A 23,832-nucleotide genomic window follows, 5' to 3' on the forward strand; every position below is an offset into this window, starting at 1 on the left:
GTCCCAACACCGTCGCGCAGTGCGCGGATCAGGGGGTGAGGAGGGCGTCGCGCACCTCGGCCCAGACCTGTTCGTTGGCGGCGACGAGCAGACCTCGGCCGTCGTCGGCGGGGTGGTAGTCGACGCCATCGAACCGACGGGCGACGCCGCCGGCCGCGCGGACCAGCACAGTGCCCGGGGCGTGGTCCCACGGCAGGGTGCGCCAGAAGAGCACGAACTGCTGTTCGCCGGTGAGGATGTCCAGATATTCCCGGCCGGCGCAGTGCTGGCCGGGCAGCAGCTCACCGAGCCGCCGGCCGCCGGCGCGGACCCGGTCCCGGGTCTCCGGCGGCAGGAACCGGGTCATCGCCGCGCCGCGCAGCTCGCCAAGCGGCGGCACCGAGGCCGCGCTGTCCACCGGCCGACCGTTGAGCAGGATGCCGTCGTCCGCCCAGCTGGCGGCGAGTGTGTCGGCGAGCGGGTCGAGGATCCAGCCGGCGGTCGGCCGCCCGTCGGTCAGCAGCGACACCATCAGGGCGAACGGTCGGCGACCCGCGGCGAAGTTGGCGGTGCCGTCGACCGGGTCGACCAGCCAGACGTCCCCGCTGTCGTGCAGGTGCCGCAGCAGGCTCGGATCATCGGCGACGCCCTCCTCGCCGACCACCATCGAGCCCGGCCGCAGTCGGCGCAATCCGGCCGAGAGCAACTCCTCGGCCCGGCGGTCGGCGACGGTGACCACCTCGCCGGGCGCCTTCTCCGACACGTCGGCGTCGTCGAGCTTGCGGAACAACGGCAGCACGACCTGGTCGGCGGCCTCCCGGAGCAGGTCGCCAACGTCGTCGAGCAGGGTGTCAGCCACGCGGCGGCAGCTTGACCACGCTGACGAAGAACTCGTCGATCTGACGGACCACTGCGATGAAGCGCTCGAAGTCCACCGGCTTGGCCACGTAGGCGTTGGCGTGCAACTGGTAGCTGCGCAGGATGTCCTCGTCGGCCTGCGAGGTGGTGAGCACCACCACCGGGATCCGACGCAGCTCCTCGTCCTTCTTGATCTCTTCCAGCACCTCCCGGCCGTCGCGGCGGGGCAGGTTGAGGTCGAGCAGGATCAGGTCGGGCCTCACCGCGTCGGCGTACTGGCCCTCCTGCCGCAGGTAGGCGAGCGCCTCGGCGCCGTCGGAGACGACGGCCAGCCGGTTGCGCAGCTTGTGCTCCTCGAACGCCTCCTGGGTCATCAACACATCACCCGGGTCGTCCTCCACGAGCAAAACCTCGATCGGGCTCTTGCCATCCGCCGGCGCGGTCATCCCACCGTCTCCCTCATGTCACCCGTTCTACCGCCTTCCGGCGCCTCGTCGGCCCGGTCCGGCCGGTCCGATCCTGCGGACTGCTCCGCCAGCGCTGACGGCACCTCGTTCGAGGGCGTCGTGTCGCCCGCCGCCAAAGCTTGCGGCGGCTCCGGCGAGTCGACAGCGGCGGCGGCCTCGACGTCCTGGGGCTGCGCCGGCAGGGTGAACCGGATCGCGGTGCCCTCCGGCACGTCGGTGTCCACCCAGACCCGGCCGCCGTGATATTCGACGATCTTCTTGACGATGGCCAACCCGATGCCGGTACCCGGGTAGGCGTCCTTCGAGTGCAACCGCTGGAAGATCACAAAGATCTTGTCAGCGAACTCCGGCTCGATCCCGATGCCGTTGTCCTGGCAGCTGATCTCCCACTCGGCGCCCACCAACCGGGCCGAGATGTGCACCTTCGAGGTCACGTCCGGGCGGCGGAACTTGACCGAGTTGCTGACCAGGTTGGCCAGCAGGTTGGTGAGCAGCGGTTCCTCACCAGAGATCACCGGCAGGTCGGTCCAGGTCAGCTCGGCATCCGCGTACTGCCGGGCGGCCTCGGTCTGGCCGGCCACGTCGCCCATCACCTTGTTGAGGTCGACCTCGACGAAGCCGGTGGTGAGCCGGCCGATCCGGGAGAACGCGAGCAGGTCGTTGATCAGGCGCTGCATCCGTTGCGCGCCGTCCACCGCGAAGGCAATGTACTGGTCGGCCCGCTCGTCGAGCTGCCCGGCGTAGCGACGCTGGAGCAGCTGACAGAAGCTGGCCACCTTGCGCAGCGGCTCCTGCAGATCGTGCGAGGCCACGTACGCGAACTGCTCCAGGTCGCGGTTGGACCGGGTCAGCTCCTCGGCCTGCTTCTGGAGCTGGCTGTTGACCCACTCGATGCGCTCGCGCGCGGCCCGCACCTCGGCCAGGTCGGCGGCGATCTTTTGGCGCATCGCGTCCACGTCCTCGCCGAGCCGGATGAATTCCGGCGGGCCGCTGGTGGCGATGCCGTGCTGGTAGTCGCCGTCGGCGACCTCGCGGACCTGGTCGGCCAGCCCGATGAGGGGCCGGATGACCATCCGGTCCAGGGAGAGCAGCAACAGCGCACCGGTGGCGGCCACCACCAGCGCGGCGACGATCAACAGGATGACCAGCACGTTGCTGCTGGTCCGCACGTTGGCAGCCGCCTGCTCCCGGGCGGCCAGGATCTCCTCCTGGAGGTCGTTCACCGCCGCGCGCACCTCGTCGAACTGCTGCCGCGCCTGTTCGGTGATCAACGCCTGGCCCGCTCTGGTGCCGCTCTGCTCGGTGGTGGCGATCACGGGCTCCGCCACCGCCTGCCGCCACTGCGCGGTGGACTCTTCGACGACCCGCAGCTCCTGGCCGATCTGCGGGTAGTCGTCGAGCAGCGCCCGCATAGCGGCGATGACGCCCTGCTCCTGGTCGAGCCCCTCCTGATAGGGCCTCAGGTCGGCCACGTCACCGCTGACCGCGTACCCGCGGACCGCCGTCTCCTGGTCGAGCAGCGCGTTGAGCAGTTCCTGCGACTGCACCCGCAGCGGGCCGGTCTGGTTCAGGATGGCGTCGATCTGGGTGCGGTTGCGGGCGGCCATCGCCGCTTCCGCGCTGGCCAGGCCGATCAACAGCACGCCCACGACGGTGAGCAGGGTGATGACCCGACGGCGCAGACTCCAGCCGCCGATCACCGGCTTCACCGGCCACCACCCCGGCTGACCAGAAGCATGGCCACGTCGTCGGCGAGCGGGCCACCGTTGAGCCGCTCGGCCCGGCCGACCAGCCAGGCCGGCAACTCGGGCAGCGACACCGCACGACTGGCTGGCTCGTCCAGCAGCCCACTGAGGCCCGGCACGTCGAGCCGTTCGTCACCGGCATCCACCCGCCCCTCGATCAGGCCGTCGGTGTACATCAGCAGGGACCAGTCATCGGTGTCGAACTCCAGGTCGTAGGCAATCGGCCGGCGAGGTCGTACGCCCAGCAGCCGGCCGCCGGGCGCGGGCACCGGGGCCACCCGGCCGCCGGAGAGCAGGAGCGGCGGCGGGTGCCCGGCCAGGCGGACGGTGGCCCGGTTGGCGTCCAGGTCCAGTCTGGTGGTGGCCACCGTCGCGAAGATCTCCTGAAGACGGCGCTCACTCATCAGCACCTGCTCCAGCGCGGGCAGCACCTCGTCGTCCGGTACTCCGGCGAGCACCAGGGCCCGCCAGGCCACCCGTAGCTCGACACCGAGCGCGGCCTCGTCCACCCCGTGCCCGCAGACGTCGCCGACGATCAGGTCGAGACGGTCCGGACGGGTCTGCACCACGTCGTAGAAGTCCCCGCCGATCAGCGCGGCGTGCCGGCCGGGCCGGTAGAAGGTGTGCACCGCCACCTGGTCGGTCGTCATCAGCGGCTGGGGCAGCAGGCCACGTTCGAGTCGGGCCGACTCGGCCTGGCGCAGCTCGACCTCGCGCAACCGGCGCGCGTTCTCGTCAGCGCGCTTGCGCTCCACGGCGTAGCGCAGCGCCCGGGTCAGCAGCACCCCGTCCACCTGGCCCTTGACCAGGTAGTCCTGTGCACCCTCAGCGACCGCCACGATGCCCAGGTGCTCGTCCGAGCGGCCGGTCAACACACAGACCGCGGCGCCGCTGGACATCTCCAGCACCTGCCGCAGCCCGTCCAGCCCCTGCGCGTCGGGCAGGCCCAGGTCGAGCAGGACGCAGTCGACATTGATGATCCGCTGCCGCGCCTCGCTGAGGCTGGTGGCCACCAACAGCTCGATCATCGAATTCGTCTCGGCGAGCAGCTCACCGACCAGGAAGGCGTCGCCCTCGTCGTCCTCCACCAGCAGAACCCGCAACCGCTCGCCCGGCGGCAGGTTGGCGTGCCGCCCCAAGCCGCCGTGCGGGTACGGCACGACTGAGGAACCGGCCAGGCCGGTCCCCCGGTGCGGCCGGGTCACCGCCGCGAGACGCGGGAGTTCGCTGGTGATGTCGGGCTCCTTCCGAGTGCCCCGCTGATCCTGTATTAGACAACGGTCGCACACAACACGACGCCCTCGGCGCGGGCGGGGATGGGCCGCATCACTGCCCGGCGAATGACAAACCGGGCGGTCGGTCGATGCAGGCGTACCGGCCATCCCATCCGGAACCGCTGACGGGCAGGATGGTGCCACCCCAGGCCCCACCACCCCCCGAGGAGTTTCCGTGGGCGCACCCACCACCCCGGCCACGGCCGGCACGCCGGCCCGTCCGACTCCAGGCGTACCACCTGCCGACCGCGCGCTGACCCGGCCTCGCCGGCGGCTCGTGGCCGCCGCGGCGGCCCTGGTCGCGCTGGCCGCCGTCGGCGCCGGCAGTCTGCTCGACCTGCGCGTCCCGGCGCCGAAGCCGACGGACGCGGCGGCGGGTGAGTTCAGCGCCGGCCGGGCGTACGAGGACGTCCAGGTGATCGCGGCCCGGTCGCACGTCGCCGGCAGCCCGGCCAACGACCAGGTCCGCGCGCACATCGAGCAGCAGTTGCGCGGGCTGGGCCTGGAGACCGAGGTGCAGGACACGGTGGCACCGGAGGCCGGCCAGCTCAGCGGGGCGGCGGGTGGGGCGACCCTGGCCCGGGTACGCAACGTGGTGGCCCGGATGCCGGGCACCGATTCGACGGGCCGGGTCTTCCTGGTCGCCCACTACGACTCGGTGCAGACCGGGCCGGGCGGCAACGACGACGCGGCCGGCACGTCGGCCATCCTGGAGGTGGCCCGCGCGCTGACGACCGGTCCCCGGCCCCGCAACGACATCGTCTTCGTACTGACCGACGCCGAGGAGGCGTGCCTCTGCGGCGCGTCCGCGTTCGCCGCCAGCCATCCCCTGGCAGCCGACGGCGGTGTGGTGCTCAACCTGGAGGCGCGGGGCTCCACCGGGCCGGTGATCATGTTCGAGACGTCCCGGAACAACGCGAAGCTGGTGGACGTCTTCGGCCGGGCAGCCCCGCATCCGGTCGGCACCTCGTTCGCGGTGGAGATCTACCGCGCGCTGCCCAACGACACCGACTTCACCGCGTTCCTGGATCAGAAGTTCGTCGGGTTGAACTCGGCGTACATCGACGGCGGTGCGATCTATCACACGCCGTTGGACACTCCGGAGGCAATGGACCAGGGCAGCCTCCAGCAGCACGGGGACAACGCGCTGGGCCTGGCCCGGGAGTTCGGCCGGACCGACCTGACCGACCTGCGCTCCGGGCACGACGCCACCTACTTCCCGGTCCCCGGCGGGCTGGTCCGCTACCCGGGCTGGCTCACCCTGCCGCTGGCCCTGCTCGCGGTGGCCGCGGTGGCCGCCCTGGGCTGGCTGACCCGTCGGCAGGGCCGGGTCAGCACCGGCCGGCTGGCCGCCGGATTCGGTCTCGCACTGGTGCCGATCGTGGTCGCGCCGGTCGCCGCCCAACTGCTCTGGCTGGCGATCACCGCGATCCGGCCGGGGTACGCGGAGCTGCTCGACCCGTACCGCCCGATCTGGTTCCGGTTGGCCGTTGTGGCGCTCGCCGCCGCCATCCTGTTCACCTGGTACGCGCTGACCCGCCGCCGGATCGGCCCGGCGGCACTCGCCGTCGGTGGGCTGGCCTGGCTGGCTCTGCTCGGGGTGCTGCTGGCCGTGGCGGTGCCCGGCGGGGCGTACCTCACCACCCTGCCGGCGCTGGCCGGCGCGCTCGGCGGGCTGGTCGCGCTGCGGACCCGGCAGACCGGGCCGTGGCCGGTGGTGGCGGTGACCGCCGCCGCGGCCGTCGGCGTGGTCATCCTGCTGCCCACCGTGGTGCTGCTCTTCCCCGCGTTGGGCATGGCCATGGGCGGGGTGGCCGCGCTGGTCGCGGTGCTGCTCGGCCTGACCGCCCTGCCGGTGGTCGACCTGCTGCACCCGCAGGCCGGTGGCCAGCGCGGCCTGCGGGCGCTGCGGGCCCGACGGCTCGGCGTGCTGCCGGCCGCAGCCGCCGCCGTGGCGGCGGTGGTGCTCGCCGGGGTCGGGCTGGGCGTCGACCGGTTCGACGCCGCCCACCCCGCGCCCACCCACCTGATGTACGCCCTGGACGCCGGCACCGGCCAGGCCCGGTGGCTCAGCCACGAGGGTGACCCGCAGCCGTGGACGGATGGCTACGTGGACGGGGTGACCGACGTCGGCGACGACTTCCCCGGGCTCGGCGACGGTGAGCTGCGGGCCGGGCCGGCACAGCCGGCGAACCTGCCGGCGCCGAAGCTGGAGGTTTTGGCCGATGCCAGCTCCGGCGGCGAACGGACGCTGCGGCTGCGGCTCACCCCGCAGCGGCAGGCCCGGCTCGCGACCCTGCACGTGGACACATCGACCGCCACCGTGCTGCGGGCCGAGGTGGCCGGTCGGTCGGTGCCGGTGGAGCCCCGCGCGGGCAAGTGGGGCTTCGGGTTGGTGTTCCACGCCCCGCCGACGGAGGGCATCGAGGTCACGTTGACTCTGCGGCCTACCGCCGGGCAGGTGGCGCTGCGGGCGATGGACGCCAGTGACGGGCTGGACGCACTGCCCGGCTTCCGCTCCCGGCCGCCGGCCGTCGGTGTCGTCGGGTCGCACAGCTCGGAGATGCTGGCGGTGGCCCGCACCTATCCCATCTGACGGAGAGCGCGTGGTCCGGCGGAGCGATTCGCCCGCCGGACCAGCGGCTATTCGTAACGCACGAATATGTCAACCGTCGATTCGGATCCGACCGGTGTCACATTTCGTCAGCTCACCGGTTCGGGTTGACCAGCGCCGATACGTCGCCAGCGATTTCCGTCGTGATCGGTGAAGGTGAGCTCCACCAGAATGGTGTCGGTCGGGCCCAACCGGTGTTCCGCCGCGACGGTGACGAAGAGGTCGTGGGCGTCGCGGGCGGGTACCCGGCGGACCTGTTTCGCCGCGGCCAGCCCGATGGGTGGGCCGTCCGGATCGTCGGGCGGGGCGAGCCGAGCCAGCACGGCCACGTCCAGCACCGGCGCGTCACTTTCGTTGGCCACGGTGACCCGCAGCACCGAGGTGCCCCGAATCTCGGCCACCGCCGAGACCAGCCGAGCCTGGGTGGCCCGGACCCGCAGGTCGTCGGTGCGGCGGGCGCGGATCTCCCGCCGCAGCCCGAGGTAGACGAAGAGCACGCTGGCAATGGAGCCGACCGCGCCGAACCAGTCCGGTACGGAACCCCAGTCGACCACATCCTGGATTGGCGACCAGTTCATGCGTCCATCGTGGAGCCTTCTGTCGAGCGTCGAGCACGGCGGATCGGCCGGAATCGACCGCGAATTGGGAATGCCGGCACCAATTCCGGTCACCCGGGCGGCCTAAACGGAGAGTATGCAACCCAGTACGGGGGTGGATACCCTTGCGGTTGTCGCCACCGAAGGGGGACCGCATTGACTGCGGACGTTCCACCCGAGGATGCCCGCGTGCCCCGGCCAGCGTACGACCGGCCGAGTCGCGTCTCCGTCGACCCACCGCTCGGGCGGTTGGACAGCCCGCTGCACGGGCGCGACGACCTGATCGACGAGATCGTGCAGCCGGGGGAGGATGCTGGGGATCGACCCTCGGTGCACATCCTGTGCGGCATGGGTGGCTCCGGCAAGAGCCACGTTGCCCTGGAGATCGCCCGTCGCGCCCGAGCTGGCGGCCGGACGGTCTGGTGGGTGCAGGCGGGGCGGCTCAACTCCGGCATGCGTGAGGTGGTCAGCCAACTCGGTGCCTCGGAGACCCAGGTCGACCAGGCCTGGGCCGGGATGATCAGCGCGACCGACCTGGTGTGGCGCTATCTCAACCAGGCCGCGCAGCCCTGGTTGCTGATCTTCGACAGCGCGGACGAGCCAGCCACGCTGGGCCCCACCGACGGCGTGCTCGCCGACGGCACCGGCTGGCTGCGTCGCCCGGAGGCCGACGACGGCGTGGTCATCGTGACCACCCGGGATGGCAACCGGGCCACCTGGGGCACCTGGTCGACGCTGCACCAGGTGCGCCCACTCGACGCCGACGCCGGCGCGCAGGTGCTGATCGACCGGGCCGGTGAGCAGGCCGGTGACCTGGCCGACGCCCGGGAGCTCGCGCGGGAGCTGGGCGGGTTGCCACTCGCCCTGCGGGCCGCCGGCAACTACCTGCGGTCGGTCAACGCCAGCCCGGTCTGGCGCGGCTCGTCCACCATCACCACCTTCGCCGACTACCAGACCGCCGTGCAGCGCCGGTTCCGCTCACCCCGCGACGCCGCCGACGTCGACCTCGACGAGTCACTCGGCCTGGAGATCGTCCGCGAGGTCGACGACATCTCACTGGACCTGCTGGCCCGCCGCAAGCTCCAACAGAGCCGGCCACTGCTCAACGTGCTGGCCTGCCTGAGCATCTCCCCGGTGCCCTACGAGGTGGTGCTCAAGCCGGCCATCCTGGCCGAGTCGCCGCTCTTCAAAGGGCTCACCGGCCAGCAGCGGGTGCGGGTGCTGGAGGGCATCGCCGACCTCGCCCTCGTCGACTTCGATGTCCAGGAGGACGTCACCGACCCGGCGTTCGCGCACGTGCTGTCGCTACACCCGCTGGTGCACGCGATGTTCCGCGACCGCGAGGAGGTTCGCGAGCAGATCGCCGACTACCACGGCGTGGTCATGAAACTGCTGCTCGCCGCCACGGAGGGGCAAAACCCGGACTACCCCGCCGACTGGGCCAACTGGGACGTGCTGGTGCCGCACCTGGTCGAGGCGGTGCGGGAATACCTGGTGCCGCAGAGACACAAACACGACCCCGAGACGGTACGCCGCGCGCTGGAGCTGGCCCGACTCACCGCCCGCTACCTCATCGCGGTCGGCCTACCCGGCTCGGCCTTCGACATCCTGGACCCGATCGTGCGCGGCTGCGCCGCGTACGACCACGACCTGGACCGGCCGCAGGTGCTGGCGCTGCGCCACGAGCTGGGCCGCACCTGGCTGGAGCGCAACCAGCCGGAGATGGCCGACCGGGTGCTCCGCGAGGTGATCGCGGACCGCACCAGGGTGCTGGGCAGCGACGACGCCGACACCCTGGCCAGCCGACACAAGCTCACCAAGGCGATCATGGCGCAGCGCCAGTGGCCCGAGGCCGAGTTGGAGCTGCGGCAGATCGTCGCCGCCGAGGACCAGGTCCGCGGCCCGGAGCACTGGGACACCATGATCGTGCGGCACAGCCTGGCGCTGGCGGTGCTCGCCCAACAGCGGGCACCCGAGGCCGAGGAGATGCTGCACGCCATCCTGGAGGTCCGATACCGGACCTGGCCGCTCAACCAACCGGAGACCTGGCAGGCCCGTCACACGTTGGCCCGCTGCATGCAGGAGCAGGGCCGGCTCGCCGAGGCGGAGGCCGAGCTGCGGGCCACCCTGGCCACCGTGGAGCCCCGGCACGCCGACCGCAGTGAGGTGCTCGCCATCCGGGCCACCCTGGCCGCGGTGCTCCTGCTCGACGGGCGGCTCGACCCGGCGATCGAGGCGTACGAGCAGTTGCTGGCCGACCGGCGGCGACTACTCGGGGACGCCCACCTGGACACCCTTCAGGTGGAGCACGCGCTGCGCCGCCTGCGCAACGGCGGCTGACCGGTCAGTGCGGCGCGGCCGGCCCCAGGTCACTCGGGTCGGTGTTGCCACCACAGATGATCACTGCGACCCGCTCCCCCGGCTGCGGCACGTACGCGCCGCCGACCAGCGCGGCCAGCGCGGCAGCGCCACCCAACTCGGCGGCGACCCGCAGCTCCGACCAGAGCAGCCGACGCGCCCGCACCAGGTCCTCGTCCCGGACCAGCACGGAGACCACCCCGGTCCGGCGGACGGTGTCGAAGGCGATCTCGCCGATACGACGGGCGCCCAGCGAATCCGTGGCGATGCCGCCCACCTCGATGTCGACCGGCCGGCCAGCCTTGAGGGCCGAGTTCAGGGTGGGGATCTGCTCAGGCTCGACGGCGACGACGCGTACCGACCCGCCGAACCAACTGGCGATGCCGGACACCAACCCGCCGCCGCCGACCGCCACCAGCACGGTGTCGATCCCGTCCACCTGCCGCTCCAACTCCCGGCCGACGGTGCCCTGACCGGCCACCACCTCCGGCTGGTCGTACGCGTGCACGACCAACGCGCCCGTCTCCCCGGCCCGCTGGCTGCTCGCAGCCAACGCCTCGGCGTAGTGCTGACCGACCTGACGCACCTGCGCGCCCAGCCCGGCCAACCGCTGCACCTTCACCGGCGAGGCGGTGACCGGCACGAAGACCTCCGCCGGGACGCCCAGCGACCGGGCCGCATAAGCGACGGCGAGGCCATGGTTGCCGCCCGAAGCGGCAATCACCCCGGCCGACGGCAACGACCCCTGGAGCATCCGGTTGAACGCGCCACGCGGCTTGAACGAACCGGTGTGCTGGTGCAACTCCAGCTTCAGGCTGAGCTGGCCGGGCACACCCAGATCGGCACCATCGACGGCGATGACCGGGGTTTCCCGGACCCGCCCCTCGACAAGTGCCGCAGCCGCCTCGACGTCGCTTCTGTCCACCATGGGGAAACGCCCTTCACCTACGACCAGAGGGCCAGTCGACCATCGTCGGTGAGCCCGACGAAACATCCTATGGAGATCCGTCGGCCATCCGTTGCGGGACGCACCGTGTGATAGTGCCGAGGATCAAACAGAAAGCCCTCCCCGAGGGTGGGCCGCAGTGTCAACGACTGCGCGTCGGCCGCAACCGACTCGTGGAAGCCGTACCCGCCAGGAATCCGCAGATCCTCGTCGTTCGGCTGCCAGCGCCGCCGCCACAGCACGGTCTCACCACCGGCCGGCGGCACCCGGACGTAGATGTTGAACGCCAACTGCGCCACCACGTCACCGTCGAGCAGCCCGCCAGCGTACTCCCGGACCGCGTCGTCGAAGTGCACCTGGAGACCGGCGTTGATCTCCCGGACGATGCCGACGTGCATGTCCCGGCCCTGCCGCCGCCCGGCTTCGACATCCGGCCAGGCGGCCCGGAACGCGGCCAGGCACAACTCCCGTGGCGCGTCCGCCAGGCCCAGCGTGGACCAGCTCTTCTCGGCCGCGCGGGCCGCGTCCCAGTAGTCCTCGCGGAGTTCACCGGCGACCCGGTGATCGTTTATGGCCGGGCCGAACTTGGCGACGACGGGAAAGACCCGGCTCTCGTCGTAACGGTCCATCGGAGCGTTGGCGAGCGCGGCGGTGATGGCGTGGCAACGGGCCGCGGACAGCAGCCCCGGCACCCGGACGGCAGCCAGCCGCCCCGCGATGAGCCCGGCGACATCCGCACGGGTGATCGAATTCGATTCGACGGCGACGAACAACGGATCGGTCCTGCTCGAATGCCGCACGGCGGTCCTCCCGTAGCGAAGATCCCTCACCGGACATGTCGCGCCCCCCGATCCGCGCACCGTGCAATGTACAAACCTCCAGCAAGGCGGGGTTCCGCCAGTTCCGGGCGCGGTGGCGTGGCCGCCGCTACCATCGGCGCAACCCGGGTACGCGACACCGAGCCGCACGGCGGGCGCTTTCCACCGATCGGAGAATGGTGACGATTCCCGGGGTGTCGCATGATGCGATTAGTTCGAACGCTGACGAGGAGTTCGATATGGCTGGCGCCGGCCCGACGGATCTTGACATGCACGTCGACCGCCTGGAAATGGCGCGTCGAATAGCCCGGGAAATGATCGACTCCGATCGTCAGGCACTGGAGCTCGCCGTCCGGCAGCGGCCACAGTGCTGGTCCCGACGCCCCGCCGGCCACGGCTCCCGCCCGGACGCGTAGGCCTACTGACGCATACCCTCGTCGCCGGGGTTAGGGCGGTCGCCCCTCAGACGTTCACAGCCCAAGCGCGACGGGTTGGGTTGGTACTCCGTCAGCGATCAATGCGGCCAACGGCGTGGCGAGGTCCCGTGGCGAGAACAGTTCCAGACCGCGGTATTCCCTGACCTCTGACAGCGACCACCAACGCCAGCCGATGACGTGCTCGGCGGCGAGTTCCTCATCGCTCATCGCACCGCGCGGCGTGAACGACGCGGTCCGAACGAGAAAGTAGTCGTTCACGACGCCATCGTGGCCGGGAGTCGGAGCAGCAGAACACGGTCGTCCTCATCGACGACGACCGCACGCGCCGATCGCCGCAGGTCCACCGTCGACATCAGGACACCCTACGGGTCAACGATCACCGTCGACGTCCACGACGGCATAGCGGCCTGATGCGCCTGCGGCCATGAACCAACCAATCGACGCCTCCTGCTCGTAGGTCGATCGGGCTTCCCATGCCCGCTCCCACGCGTCTCCGTTGCCGCCGTCAGCGGCGAAAGCCATGAACTGGCGGGCTTGTGCGCGCACCTGATCCGCCTGTTCGGCCGTGATCACATGCAGAATCAGCGGCCGAGGCTGCGCCGGAACCCAGTCGGGTCCGGCCGAGAACCAGTACTCCCGGCCCTCGTAGCGAGCCAGCCCGTCCAGCGGCCCGTCGTAGAAGTCCAAGACCTCGACGATCTGGACCCCAACAAGCTGAGGCAGACCGTGCGGGCCGGCGGGATCGTGGTGCACCTCCGCACGCTAACCGCTCCCGCTGAGCATTGCGGGTCTCCACTGTATGTAACGTGCGGAAATGACAAGGAGCGAACGAATCGCGGACCAGCTGGACCGGCACTGGCACAAGAACCTGCGGCCGCGGCTGCACGGTCTTGCCGATGAGGAGTACTTCTGGGAGCCGGTGCGTGGCTGCTGGAGCATCCGCCGACGTGGCACCTCGGCCGCACCGATGTCGGCAGGTTCGGGGGAATGGACGATCGACTCCGCGTCCCCTGACCCGGTGCCGGCGCCGGTGACCACGATCGCCTGGCGGCTGGCGCACATCATCGTCTCCTGCCTGGGCTATCGGGTCGGATGGCACTTCGGTGGCCAGGACGTCGACTCCCAGACATTCGCCTACGCGGGGACCGCTGACGAGGCGCTGAGACAGCTCGATGAGATGTATGGGAGATGGAACGCGGGGGTCCGCGAGCTCTCGGACGCCGACCTGGAGAATCCGCCCACGGTGGGTCCCGAGCGGTTTCCCATGGAGGGCATCGTCTTGCACGTCAACAGGGAACTGATCCATCACGGCGCCGAGATTTCCCTGCTGCGCGACCTCTACCGCTGGCAGGACGAAGCCGCCCCGCGATCAATGAGTCGGCAAGTGGCACCGAGCCTCGTAGCGCTCCCGGAATGAGCAGGAGCGACGAGCGTGACATGGTCCGACGCGGGTACGACGCACTCTCCTACCACTATCGATCGGACGACGCTGACGACGGCCAGTACGCTCCCTGGCTCGCCGGCCTAAACCAGCGCCTACCTGCCTCAGCAGCAGTCCTCGACCTCGGATGTGGCTGTGGGGTGCCGGTCGCCCGCTTCCTCGCCAACGCTGGACACCGCGTCACCGGCGTTGACATCAGCGACGTGCAGATTGAGCGGGCGCGCCGCCTGGTGCCCGACGGCACCTTTCTCCGCGCCGACGCCACCCGGCTCGACCTGCCGCCGGCCTCGTTCGACGCCGTGGTTTGCCTGTACGCCTTCATCCACATGCCCCTGGCCGACCAGCCGCAGCTCATCAAGAGCATCGCCACCTGGTTACGCCCCGGCGGCTGGCTGCTCACCACCGTCGGCAACACCGCCTGGACAGGCACCGAGGACAACTGGCTCGATGGCCCCGCCACCATGTGGTGGAGTCACGCCGACGCCTCTAGTTACCGCTCATGGCTGCGACAGGCGGGACTGACGATCATCGCCGAGGATTTCGTCCCGGAAGGCAGCAGCGGGCACGCCCTCTTCTGGGCACAGCGCCTACAGAGCTGACCTGGTCCGAGCCGCAGGTCAGAGGCCGTGACGCTGCTACTTCCAACGGAAGTGTACGAAGAGGCGGCCGAAGTTCTTGGAGTCCTTTTCCACGCGGTGGTAGAGCTGCTTGACGTCCTTCTGGTCGAGGAACCGCAGCACCCGCTTCTTGAGCTGGCCGGACCCCTTGCCGGGGATGATCTCGACGAGGGTGGCCTTCTTCGCCACCGCCTCGTCCATGATCCCGCGCAACGCGCGGTCGATGTCCTGGCCCTTGTTGAAGATTTCGTGCAGGTCCAGCTTGAGCTTCATGCCGCAGCCCCCGGCCGGTCAGGTCCCATGTCCGCCATCCTAGGGCCCCTTTTCATCAGGACTGGCCGGCCTGCGGCGGGCCCGGACGACGGAGGGGCGGCCCCGAAGGACCGCCCCTGCCACGTCACCGGCCCACGCTCAGCGTGTGCCGCCTACACGGGTTTCCACCCGCGCAAGAGCGGTCCGGTAGTCGTCGTTGGTCGCGTACATGGCGGCGGCGATCCGTAGGTGCCGCAGCGCGTCGGTGTGCCGGTTCAGCCGCTCCAGCGTCCGACCGAGCACGTGGTGCGCGTAGTGGTCGCTCGGGTCCCGGTCGACAAGTTCCCGCAGGTGCTCCTCGGCCCGGTTGAGCTGGGCCGAGTGGAAGTACGCCCGGGCCAGCAACTGCCGAACCGCCGCGTTGCCGGGTTCGGCGTCGACGATCGGCTCCAGCAGTCGGGCCGCTCCGCTCGGGTCACCGGTCTCGAAGAACATGGTCGCCCGCCGGTAGTCCGCCAGAAGATCCATCTGCCCGCCTCCTCGGTCGCACCGTCACCTGTTCCGACGCTGGCACAACACTGGGCGTCTGGCGACTGTTCCCGGGAGTCGAGATGGGGTCAGTTCGGGCCGGCGCCAGGGTCAGGTGCGTGCGTCCCGGCGTCCGGTCGAGAGCTCCCAGGCGCGGACGCCGCCGACGATCCCGGCGGTGTTGGGCACCACCACCACGTCGTCGCCCATCCGGGTCAGTTGCTCGGGCCGGATCAGTCGGGAGTTGCCCCCGCCCAGGTAGAGCCGGTCCCAGCGAAACACCGGGCGGAGCCCGTCCACCACCTGCCGGATCCGGCGGGACCAGAAGGCGTCGCCGAGCCGCCGGCGTTCCGGCTCTCCCACGTACGTGTCGTAGGTGGTGCCCCAGCGGACCGGCGCGTGCGACAGCTCCAGGTGCGGTGCGAGCACCCCGCCGTCGAAGAGCGCGCTGCCCAGCCCCGTCCCGAGGGTCAGCACCAGCTCGCAGCCGGTGCCGGCGACCACCCCGGCGCCGTGCACCTCGGCGTCGTTGAGCACCAGCGCCGGCACCCCGAACGCGTCGGCCAGCGCGCCCCGCGCGTCCCAGCCGGACCACTCGGCGAGCAGGTCCGGGTCGACGCGGGTCCGCGGGCCGTTCCGGGTCACGTAGTGCGGCGTGGTCACGACCACTCCGTGCCGGATCATCCCGGGTACGCCGACCGTCAGCCGATCGGCCGTCGGCAGCCGCCCGCCGAGATCCAGCAGGGTCTGGACGAACAGTGCGGGCGGCAACGGGTACGGGGTCGGCACCCGCAACGGCCGGGCCCGCATCGTTCCCGCCTCGTCGAGCACGGACGCCTTGATGCCTCCGCCGCCACAGTCGATCGCCAGTGTGGTCACCACGTCGTTGAGTCTGCCCGCTGCCGGCCGGTCGTATGCGGGCGGCCGGATAGGCTGCCGTCCTGATGAGCGCCACGATGATCGTCAAGGACCTGGCCGCCGGGCACGGTGACCGCCCACTCTTCGCCGGATTGGACCTGGTGGTCGCCCCCGGCGACGTCGTGGGCCTGGTCGGGGCGAACGGAGCCGGCAAGTCGACGCTGCTGCGTACCCTCGCCGGGTTGCTGCCGGTCGAGGCCGGCAGCGTGCGGCTCAGCCCGCCCACCGCGAGCGTCGGGCACCTGCCGCAGGAGCCGGAACGGCGGCCGGGCGAGACGGTACGCGACTTCCTGGCCCGACGAACCGGGGTGACCGCCGCACAGGCGGCGTTGGACGCGGCGACCGAGGCGCTGACCGCCGGGGCGGCGGGCGCCGACGACGCGTACGGCGACGCTCTGGAGCGCTGGCTCAGCCTCGGCGGCGCGGACCTGGACGAACGCGCCGAGCAGGTGAGCGCCGACCTGGGGCTCGCGGTGGACCTGGACCACCCCACGACCGGGTTGTCCGGCGGCCAGGCGGCCCGCGCCGGGCTGGCGTCGCTGCTGCTCAGCCGGTACGACGTGTTTCTGCTCGACGAGCCGACCAACGACCTGGACCTGGCTGGGCTGGAGCGGTTGGAGGAGTTCGTCACCGGGCTGCGGGCCGGCACGGTGCTGGTCAGCCACGACCGGGAGTTCCTCCTCCGCACGGTGACCCGGGTGCTAGAGCTGGACCTGCCACAGCAGCAGGTGCATCACTACGGCGGTGGCTACGCGGCCTACCTGGAGGAGCGCGAGGTCGCCCGCCGGCACGCCCGCGCGGACTTCGAGGAGTACGCCGACACCCGGGCCGGCCTGGAGGCGCGGGCCCGCACCCAGCGTGGCTGGATGGAGAAGGGCGTGAAGAACGCCCGGCGCAAGGCCACCGACAACGACAAGATCGGTCGCAAGTTCCGGAGCGAGGCGAGCGAGAAGCAGGCCGCCAAGGCCAAGCAGACCGAACGGCTCATCGAACGGCTCGACGTGGTCGAGGAACCCCGCAAGGAGTGGGAGCTGCGGATGGAGATCGCCGCCGCCCCCCGCGCCGGCGCCGTCGTGGCCACGCTGCGAAATGCGGTGGTACGCCGGGGAGGGTTCACTCTCGGCCCGGTCGACCTGCAGATCGACTGGGCGGACCGGGTCGCGGTGACCGGGGCGAACGGGTCGGGCAAGTCCACCCTGCTGGCCGCGCTGCTCGGGCGGCTGCCGCTGGACGCCGGCACCGCCCATCTGGGATCCGGGGTGGTGGTCGGCGAGGTGGATCAGGCACGAGGGCTGTTCCTCGGCGACGTGCCCCTGATCGACGCGTTCCAGGCGGCCGTACCGGACATGTCGCCGGCGGACGCGCGGACCCTGCTGGCCAAGTTCGGGCTACGTGCGGCGCACGTGCCCCGACCGGCGGCCACCCTCTCCCCCGGTGAGCGGACCCGGGCGGCGTTGGCCCTGCTCCAGGGCCGCGGGGTCAACCTGCTGGTGCTCGACGAGCCCACCAACCACCTGGACCTGCCCGCCATCGAGCAACTCGAATCGGCGCTGGCCAGCTACCCCGGAACGCTGCTGCTGGTCACCCACGACCGGCGGATGCTGGCCGCTATCGAGACGAACCGTCGGCTTCGGGTCGACGCCGGGCGGATCGCCGAGGATTGATCCGGGCCGGCGGGCCAGCGCGGGGTGAGAATGACGCCATGCTCAAGTGGGAGTACGCGCTGCTGGTCCGCCGCCGCCAAGCGGCGACCAACGACCTCGGCTGGGAGGTCGTCTTCGTCTGGTACGGCCCGGACGGCTCGATGGTCGACGTGACGCCGTACGGTGACACCTCGCTGGCCCACCTGAACCGAGCCGGTGACCAGGGCTGGGAGTTGGTCGCGATGAGCGAGGACCCGTCCCTGCCCGGCCATCACGAGTTGCACCGCTACCACCTGAAGCGGCCGAAACCCTCCGACCCGCCACCCCGCCAGCGGATACGCGGGGGCCGTCGCACCGTCTCGGGCTGACTCGACCGCTCCGGGCGCCCAGTGCCGACGCGGCCCTCGCGGGCGACGAGGTCGACCGGCCTGGCATACCGGGCGCGACTTCGGGTAACGCGCGGCGGGAGGTGGCCCGAATGGTCGCTTTGGCACAGACTCCGCCCTCGGCCGACCGGCTGCGGGCGATCGACGAGTTCCTCGCTCAGGCGTGGGCGGACCAGGTCCGGCACGATGACCGGCTGCGCGGCCTGGCGGTCGAGGTGCGGTTCGACCGGGGGGTGGCCCACCTGAGCGGGGACGTCGCTGAACCCGCCCAGTTACGGCTGGTCAGTGATCTGGTGGGGCGGCTGGCCGGCGTCTACGCCGTCTGGTGTCGAGTTGGCGTCGGTGGGCGACCGCCGGTGGTCATGGACCTCGGTTGCGGGCCGACCAAGCAGTGGTCGGGCAACCTGGGGCTGGACATCTACCCGGCGCCGGGGGTGAACGCGGTCGCTGACCTGTCCGGCTCGCTACCGCTCGCCGACAACTCGGTGGACGTCCTCTTCGCGGTGCACATCCTGGAGCACCTGATCGACTTCCTGCCACTGGTGGACGAGTGCCACCGGGTGCTTCGTCCGGGTGGCGTACTGCACGTGATGAGCCCCTGGTGGGGGCACGTGAACGCGGTGGCCGACCCGACCCACGTCCGGCTGATGGACGTGCAGACGTTCAAGGGGATCTGCCAGGGCCGACCACCGGGCACCCCGCGGTGGTATCCCCTGCACTCCGGCTGCGACGGTGCCTCGATCTTCGCCGACCTGACCCCACTCCCCCCGGACGCCGACCCAACCCCAAAGCCCCACCTAGCCCGCTTCTTCGACTAACCCCCACCCCCTGTTGTCTGCCCGGTGATCAAGAGGTTTGCGTCAAGGGGAGTGCGATTCCTGACGCAAACCTCTTGATCACCGCAGAGAAGCGGGTCGGAGTTAGGGGGTTTGGGTGGATTCGCGGAGTTCTAGGCGGTAGGGGGCTGACAGCGCTCTTGCGGGGGCGGTGCGGTCGCCGTCCAGGCGGTTGGCCAGGAGTTCGACGGCCAGGCGGGCGATCCGTTCCTTGTCCGGGGCGACAGTGCTCAGGGTGGGGATGGAGAACCTGCCGTCCTCGATGTCGTCGAAGCCGACCACCGCCACGTCCTCGGGCACCCGCAGGCCAGCCTCGTGCAGGGCGCGCAGGGCACCCAGGGCGAGCGTGTCGTTGAAGCAGAAGACGGCGTCGGGGCGTACGCCGGAGGTGAGCAGGTCTCGCATGGCGGCCGCGCCATCGGCGCGATGCCAGGCCGGCGCGGGCGCCACCAGGGCCTCGTCGTAGTCGAGCCCGGCGGCGCGCAGCGCGTCGGTGTAGCCGGCCAGGCGCAGTCGGGCGCTGGCGCCCTCGTCGGTGCGCTGCGAGCCGATGGCCGCGATCCGGCGGCGGCCGAGCTGGATCAGGTGGCTGGTGATCTCCCGGGCCGCTGTCACGTTGTCGATCACCACGCGATCCGCGGGACCGTGTTCGACACGCTCGCCGAGCAGCACCATGGGGGTGCCGTCCAGGCCGGCCAGGTCCTCGGCGGTGAGCGCCAACGGGCTGAAGATGAGCCCGTCGATCAGGTGGTCGGTGATGCCGGAGGCGACCACCCGTTCCTGCTCGCGCCGACCGCCGGTCTGGTCGATCAGCACCGTCCAGCCGTACTCGGCGGCGGCGGTGACCACGTAGCGGGCCAACTCGGCGAAGTACGGAATGTCGAGTTCCGGAACGGCCAGCGCGATCACGCCGGTGCGGCCCTTGCGCAGGTGGCGGGCGGAGAGGTTGGGCCGGTAGTTGAGTTCGGCGATCGCCTCCTCGACCCGGGCACGGGTGTCCGGGCGAACGTGCACGTAGCCGTTCACGACGTTGGAGACGGTCTTGACCGACACGCCGGCCCGTTCGGCCACGTCCTTGAGCCTCTGTCGCACTCCGCAACCTCCCCGATGCAACCCAGCGCACCATACCTCGTCAGCAGCCCTTTACAACGTTGCCTACAACGTTGTAGAAACGATGGACACCGGGTGAACGGTGACTGCGGTCACCCGGGCAACGGCACTGAGGAAAGGTGGCACCCCCTTGCGGACCGCGCAGCTGACGATCGACCCGGCCTTCTCCATCGGCCCGGCCGACCGACGCCTCTTCGGCTCCTTCGTCGAGCACATGGGGCGGTGCGTCTACGGCGGCATCTACGAGCCCGGCCACCCCAGCGCCGACTCCCGCGGCCTGCGCCGCGACGTGCTGGACCTGACCCGTGAGCTGGGCGTCTCGGTGGTCCGCTACCCGGGCGGCAACTTCGTCTCCGGCTACCGCTGGGAGGACGGGGTCGGCCCGGTCGGCGACCGGCCGCGCCGGCTCGACCTGGCCTGGAAGACGATCGAGACCAACGCGTTCGGGCTGGACGAGTTCATGACGTGGGCCGCCGAGGCCGGCGTCGAACCGATGATGGCGGTCAACCTCGGCACGCGCGGCGTCCAGGAGGCACTGGACCTGCTGGAGTACGCCAACCACCCGGGCGGCACGGAGCTCTCCGATCTGCGGCGCAAGCACGGCGCCGAGGACCCGTACGGGGTGCGGCTGTGGTGCCTGGGCAACGAGATGGACGGCCCGTGGCAGGTCGGCCACAAGACCGCCGACGAGTACGGCCGCCTCGCCGCCGAAGCCGCCCGCGCGATGAAAATGATCGACCCGTCGATCAGCCTGATCGCCTGCGGCAGCTCCAACCGGCGGATGCCCACCTTCGCCTCGTGGGAGGCGACCGTGCTGGAGCACACCTACGCGCATGTCGACTACATCTCGGCGCACACCTACTACGACCCGTCCGACGGCGACCAGGCCAGCATCCTGGCCTCGGCCGTCGACATGGACAACTTCATCACCGAGGTCGTCGCGACCGCCGACCACGTGGCCGCCAAGCAGCGACAGAAGCGCAAGCTGAAGATCTCCTTCGACGAGTGGAACGTCTGGTACGAGGCCCGCCTCCAGGCCGACCTGGACCGGCGCGGCTGGGTCGAGGCGCCGGCGCTGATCGAGGACGACTTCACGGCGGTCGACGCGGTGGTCGTCGGCGACCTGCTGATCACCCTGCTGCGCCACGCGGACCGGGTCGGCGTGGCCGCCCAGGCCCAGTTGGCCAACGTGATCGCGCCGATCCGTACCCGCAACGGTGGCCCGGCCTGGCGGCAGAGCATCTTCCACCCGTTCGCACTGACCGCCCGGTACGCCCGGGGCACCGTGCTGCGCACCGACCCGGTGTCGCCGCGCTACGACACCAAGAAGTACGGGGACGTGCCGGTGCTCGACACCGTGGCCGTGCACGACGAGGAGACCGGCGAGCTGACCGTGTTCGCGGTCAACCGCGACTCCACGGACCTCGCACTGGACCTCGACCTACGCGGCCTGCCGGGTATGTCCGGTCTGTCTTTCCAGAGCATCGCTGCCGGGTCTGACCCGTCAGCGACGAACACCGAAGCCGAGCCCGACCGGGTGACGCCTCGGGACCTGCCCACCCCCACCCCCGACGGCGGCCGGTGCACCGTGCGCCTGCCCGCCGTGTCCTGGAACGTGCTGCGCTTCGGCCCGACCAGCGCCTGATGTCGCACCGTGCTTGAGCAGGCACAATTCATCCCGTCCCCCTCCAAGGAGAAATACAGCATGATCCAGAACGACATGAGTCGGCGCCGCCTGCTCGGCCTCGGTCTCGGAATCGGCGCCGCGGCCTCGCTGACCCTCGCGGGCTGCGGCGGCGGCGATGACAGCGCCTCCGGGCCGGCCGCCGGCAACGGTGGCAAGGAGTACACCGGCCCCAAGGTGGACCTGAAGCTGTGGAACGGCTTCACCGGCGGTGACGGCGACATCTTCAAGACGCTCGTCACCCAGTTCAACACCGAGCACCAGAACATCGCGGTGTCGGTGGCCACGTACCAGTGGGAGGACTACTACAACAAGCTCCCCGGCGCGGCCTCCAGCGGCAACGGCCCGGACATCGCGGTCATGCACATGGACCAGCTCGCCACCTTCGCCGCCCGCGGCGTGATCAGCGAACTGGACGACGTGGCCAAGAACCTGGAGCTCTCCGAGGCGGACTTCGCCCCGATCGTCTGGAAGGGCGGGCTCTACAACAACAAGCGGTACGGCATCCCGCTGGACATGCACCCGCTGGGCTTCTACTACAACAAGGCCGTCATGCAGCGGGCCGGCCTGGACCCGAACAAGCCGCCGACCACCAAGGACGACTTCACGGCGGCCCTGGTCGAGTTCAAGAAGGCCGGAGTGCAGGGCTTCTGGATCAGCCCGTTCCAGTTCACCGGCGGCATGACGTTCTACTCCCTGCTCAACCAGTGGGGCGGCACCCTCTTCGACGCCGACGTGGCCAAGGCCACCTTCAACTCCGACCCCGCGGTCGAGGCGTGCACCTGGCTGGTCGACATGATCAAGCAGGGTCACTCGCCGGCCAACGTCGGCCAGGACGCCGAGTATCTGGCGTTCAAGAGCGGTAAGAACGCCTTCACCTTCAACGGCATCTGGCAGATCAACGATCTGAAGAAGAGCCCCGAGGTGCAGTGGGGCGTGGCTCCGCTGCCCCAGATCGGCAGCAAGAAGGCGACCTGGGCCAACTCGCACAACTTCACCATCGTGAAGCAGCGGGCCAACGACGCCAACAAGGTCGCCGGGTCGAAGGTCTTCATCAACTGGCTGAGCCAGCACTCGCTCGACTGGGCCAAGGGCGGCCAGATCCCGGCCCGTAAGGCCGTTGTCGAGAGCGCCGAGTTCAAGGCGCTGCCGGAGATCTCGGCGCTCGCCCCCGAGCTGGAGTACGCGGCCTTCCCGCCGGCGGCCCCCGGCCTGGGCGAGGTCATCACGACCTTCTACAACTCGTTCAACGAGGCCGCGCTGGGCAAGAAGACGCCCAAGCAGGCGCTGGACGACGGCGTTGCCAAGGCCAACAAGCAGCTCGAGGACAACCGCAAGAAGTACGGGAGCTGATAACTCGTGGCGGACGTGATCGAGGTCGGGGCGGCGCGCGGTGACGCGCCGCCCCCGGCGGCCAACGCAGCCCGCCGGGCCGCCTCGGCGGGTCGGACCAGACGGGCGACGCCATACCTGTTCCTAGCCCCCTATCTGGTCCTGTTCGGGGTCTTCGGCCTGCTGCCGATCATCCTCGGCCTCTGGCTGAGCGTGCACCAATGGGACTTCCAACTGCCCAACCGGCCGTTCGTCGGGTTGGACAACTACAAGCAGCTCTTCTCCAGCGACTCCGCCGTGTACGGCGACTGGTGGGAGAGTGTCCGAGCCACCGTGATCTTCACGGTGCTGTCGGTGCCGCTGCTGGTGGTCGTACCGCTCGGGCTGGCGCTGCTTCTGAACCGGTCCTTCCCGGGCCGGACCTTCTTCCGGGCGATCTACTTCGCGCCGTACGTGCTGGGCGTCGCGGTGATCGGCCTGCTCTGGCGGTTCCTGCTCGACGCCAACCTGGGCCTGGTCAACCGGCTCCTCGGGGCGGTCGGGCTGCCGTCGGACACTCCCTGGGTGACGAACATGCCGTGGGCATGGATCTCCCTGGTCGGGGTGACCGTCTGGTGGACCTCCGGCTTCAACGCGGTGATCTACCTGGCCGGCCTGCAGGACATCTCGCCGGAGCTGTACGAGGCGGCCCGGATGGACGGCGCCAACGCCTGGCAGCGGTTCCGCAACGTGACCATGCCCGGGCTGCGCCCGGTGCTGCTCTTCGTGATCACCACGACCGTGCTCGCCTCGGCGAACATGTTCGGCCAGTCGTTCCTGATCACCCAGGGGACGCCGGGCACGGAGACCCGCACGGTGGTGTGGTTCATCGTCGAGGAGGGCCTGCGGAACAACAATGCCGGCCGCGCGGCCGCGATGAGCATCGTGTTCGCCCTGATGCTGGCGGTCGTGAGCATCGCCAACTTCCGCATCTTCCGCTACAAGGAAGACTGA

General features: G+C 70.6%; 24 protein-coding genes. 11 read left to right on the plus strand and 13 right to left on the minus strand.

The genetic code is table 11. From position 1 onward, the window contains the following. Positions 1 to 28: 28 nt before the first annotated feature. The 4 genes from PCA76_RS29560 to PCA76_RS29575 are packed head-to-tail and all read right to left on the minus strand — an operon-like array spanning position 29 to position 4,209. The gene (locus PCA76_RS29560) at positions 29 to 838 is read right to left on the minus strand and encodes an inositol monophosphatase family protein (protein ID WP_272613684.1); all 810 of its coding nucleotides are present in this window, start codon (positions 836 to 838) and stop codon (positions 29 to 31) included. After that, positions 831 to 1,283 carry a response regulator gene (locus tag PCA76_RS29565; protein WP_272613685.1) on the minus strand — a complete coding sequence of 151 codons (453 nt, stop codon included), beginning with the start codon at positions 1,281 to 1,283 and terminating at the stop codon, positions 831 to 833. Before PCA76_RS29565 ends, PCA76_RS29560 begins: the two co-directional genes overlap by 8 nt. Beyond that, positions 1,280 to 3,013 carry a sensor histidine kinase gene (locus tag PCA76_RS29570; RefSeq protein WP_272613686.1) on the minus strand — a complete coding sequence of 578 codons (1,734 nt, stop codon included), beginning with the start codon at positions 3,011 to 3,013 and terminating at the stop codon, positions 1,280 to 1,282. Before PCA76_RS29570 ends, PCA76_RS29565 begins: the two co-directional genes overlap by 4 nt. Further along, positions 3,010 to 4,209 (minus strand): PP2C family protein-serine/threonine phosphatase, encoded by a 1,200-nt coding sequence (locus tag PCA76_RS29575; protein ID WP_272613687.1) that lies wholly within the window; start codon positions 4,207 to 4,209, stop codon positions 3,010 to 3,012. The genes PCA76_RS29570 and PCA76_RS29575 overlap by 4 nt, the downstream gene beginning before the upstream one ends. A gap of 289 nt (positions 4,210 to 4,498) precedes the next feature. On the opposite strand from PCA76_RS29575, the gene PCA76_RS29580 reads away from it, so the two are divergent. Beyond that, on the plus strand, positions 4,499 to 6,919 hold the full coding sequence (locus PCA76_RS29580; RefSeq protein ID WP_442930173.1) for a M28 family peptidase: 2,421 nt from the start codon (positions 4,499 to 4,501) through the stop codon (positions 6,917 to 6,919). Positions 6,920 to 7,026: 107 nt separating this feature from the next. On the opposite strand, the gene PCA76_RS29585 is transcribed toward PCA76_RS29580, so the two are convergent. Beyond that, on the minus strand, positions 7,027 to 7,515 hold the full coding sequence (locus PCA76_RS29585) for a hypothetical protein (RefSeq protein WP_272613688.1): 489 nt from the start codon (positions 7,513 to 7,515) through the stop codon (positions 7,027 to 7,029). A gap of 207 nt (positions 7,516 to 7,722) precedes the next feature. Here PCA76_RS29585 and PCA76_RS29590 point away from each other — a divergent pair, with 207 nt between their 5' ends. Further along, positions 7,723 to 9,873: a tetratricopeptide repeat protein gene (locus PCA76_RS29590; protein WP_272613689.1), complete on the plus strand. Its 2,151-nt coding sequence runs from the start codon at positions 7,723 to 7,725 to the stop codon at positions 9,871 to 9,873. A gap of 4 nt (positions 9,874 to 9,877) precedes the next feature. Here the strand turns inward: PCA76_RS29590 and PCA76_RS29595 are convergent, their stop codons facing one another. Further along, entirely contained in the window at positions 9,878 to 10,819 is a 942-nt protein-coding gene (locus tag PCA76_RS29595) for a threonine/serine dehydratase (RefSeq protein WP_272613690.1), read from the minus strand. 17 nt (positions 10,820 to 10,836) lie between these two features. Then, positions 10,837 to 11,637, minus strand: coding sequence for a 2OG-Fe(II)-dependent halogenase WelO5 family protein (locus tag PCA76_RS29600; RefSeq protein ID WP_272613691.1), 801 nt, complete (start codon positions 11,635 to 11,637; stop codon positions 10,837 to 10,839). A 287-nt stretch (positions 11,638 to 11,924) separates the two neighbouring features. Between PCA76_RS29600 and PCA76_RS29605 the strand changes: the two genes are divergently transcribed. Next, entirely contained in the window at positions 11,925 to 12,071 is a 147-nt protein-coding gene (locus tag PCA76_RS29605; RefSeq protein ID WP_272613692.1) for a hypothetical protein, read from the plus strand. 54 nt (positions 12,072 to 12,125) lie between these two features. Here PCA76_RS29605 and PCA76_RS29610 read toward each other — a convergent pair whose 3' ends face one another. Beyond that, complete coding sequence (locus PCA76_RS29610; RefSeq protein ID WP_272613693.1) at positions 12,126 to 12,350, minus strand: hypothetical protein; 225 nt, start codon at positions 12,348 to 12,350, stop codon at positions 12,126 to 12,128. A gap of 111 nt (positions 12,351 to 12,461) precedes the next feature. Next, positions 12,462 to 12,845, minus strand: coding sequence for a hypothetical protein (locus PCA76_RS29615; protein ID WP_272613694.1), 384 nt, complete (start codon positions 12,843 to 12,845; stop codon positions 12,462 to 12,464). A 61-nt stretch (positions 12,846 to 12,906) separates the two neighbouring features. Between PCA76_RS29615 and PCA76_RS29620 the strand changes: the two genes are divergently transcribed. Then, positions 12,907 to 13,509, plus strand: a complete 603-nt coding sequence (locus PCA76_RS29620) for a DinB family protein (RefSeq protein ID WP_272613695.1) — start codon at positions 12,907 to 12,909, stop codon at positions 13,507 to 13,509. Then, on the plus strand, positions 13,506 to 14,132 hold the full coding sequence (locus PCA76_RS29625) for a class I SAM-dependent methyltransferase (RefSeq protein ID WP_272613696.1): 627 nt from the start codon (positions 13,506 to 13,508) through the stop codon (positions 14,130 to 14,132). The genes PCA76_RS29620 and PCA76_RS29625 overlap by 4 nt, the downstream gene beginning before the upstream one ends. 36 nt (positions 14,133 to 14,168) lie before the next feature. Here PCA76_RS29625 and PCA76_RS29630 read toward each other — a convergent pair whose 3' ends face one another. The 3 genes from PCA76_RS29630 to PCA76_RS29640 all read right to left on the minus strand — a co-directional run bounded on the left by PCA76_RS29630 (position 14,169) and on the right by PCA76_RS29640 (position 15,812). Continuing rightward, the gene (locus tag PCA76_RS29630) at positions 14,169 to 14,423 is read right to left on the minus strand and encodes a Smr/MutS family protein (RefSeq protein ID WP_007465523.1); all 255 of its coding nucleotides are present in this window, start codon (positions 14,421 to 14,423) and stop codon (positions 14,169 to 14,171) included. 138 nt (positions 14,424 to 14,561) lie between these two features. After that, positions 14,562 to 14,930 (minus strand): tetratricopeptide repeat protein, encoded by a 369-nt coding sequence (locus PCA76_RS29635; RefSeq protein WP_272613697.1) that lies wholly within the window; start codon positions 14,928 to 14,930, stop codon positions 14,562 to 14,564. A 111-nt stretch (positions 14,931 to 15,041) separates the two neighbouring features. After that, the gene (locus tag PCA76_RS29640) at positions 15,042 to 15,812 is read right to left on the minus strand and encodes an ROK family protein (RefSeq protein WP_272613698.1); all 771 of its coding nucleotides are present in this window, start codon (positions 15,810 to 15,812) and stop codon (positions 15,042 to 15,044) included. 62 nt (positions 15,813 to 15,874) lie between these two features. On the opposite strand from PCA76_RS29640, the gene PCA76_RS29645 reads away from it, so the two are divergent. From PCA76_RS29645 to PCA76_RS29655, 3 genes are all read left to right on the plus strand, one after another. After that, positions 15,875 to 17,512 carry an ABC-F family ATP-binding cassette domain-containing protein gene (locus PCA76_RS29645; protein ID WP_272613699.1) on the plus strand — a complete coding sequence of 546 codons (1,638 nt, stop codon included), beginning with the start codon at positions 15,875 to 15,877 and terminating at the stop codon, positions 17,510 to 17,512. A 38-nt stretch (positions 17,513 to 17,550) separates the two neighbouring features. Beyond that, a complete protein-coding gene (locus PCA76_RS29650; protein ID WP_272613700.1) occupies positions 17,551 to 17,859 on the plus strand; it encodes a hypothetical protein in 309 nt (102 codons plus the stop codon). A gap of 110 nt (positions 17,860 to 17,969) precedes the next feature. Next, positions 17,970 to 18,695 (plus strand): methyltransferase domain-containing protein, encoded by a 726-nt coding sequence (locus tag PCA76_RS29655; RefSeq protein ID WP_272613701.1) that lies wholly within the window; start codon positions 17,970 to 17,972, stop codon positions 18,693 to 18,695. 102 nt (positions 18,696 to 18,797) lie between these two features. Here the strand turns inward: PCA76_RS29655 and PCA76_RS29660 are convergent, their stop codons facing one another. Next, positions 18,798 to 19,805: a LacI family DNA-binding transcriptional regulator gene (locus tag PCA76_RS29660; protein ID WP_272613702.1), complete on the minus strand. Its 1,008-nt coding sequence runs from the start codon at positions 19,803 to 19,805 to the stop codon at positions 18,798 to 18,800. Between the two features lie 148 nt (positions 19,806 to 19,953). Between PCA76_RS29660 and arfA the strand changes: the two genes are divergently transcribed. Genes arfA through PCA76_RS29675 form a run of 3 tightly spaced genes read left to right on the plus strand, consistent with a single transcriptional unit; the run spans position 19,954 to position 23,832 of the window. Beyond that, positions 19,954 to 21,468: an arabinosylfuranosidase ArfA gene (gene arfA, locus PCA76_RS29665; protein WP_272613703.1), complete on the plus strand. Its 1,515-nt coding sequence runs from the start codon at positions 19,954 to 19,956 to the stop codon at positions 21,466 to 21,468. A gap of 60 nt (positions 21,469 to 21,528) precedes the next feature. Further along, complete coding sequence (locus PCA76_RS29670; protein WP_272613704.1) at positions 21,529 to 22,860, plus strand: ABC transporter substrate-binding protein; 1,332 nt, start codon at positions 21,529 to 21,531, stop codon at positions 22,858 to 22,860. Positions 22,861 to 22,866: 6 nt separating this feature from the next. Further along, positions 22,867 to 23,832, plus strand: coding sequence for a carbohydrate ABC transporter permease (locus tag PCA76_RS29675; protein ID WP_272613705.1), 966 nt, complete (start codon positions 22,867 to 22,869; stop codon positions 23,830 to 23,832).

This window comes from Micromonospora sp. LH3U1 (assembly GCF_028475105.1).
Lineage (GTDB): Bacteria > Actinomycetota > Actinomycetes > Mycobacteriales > Micromonosporaceae > Micromonospora.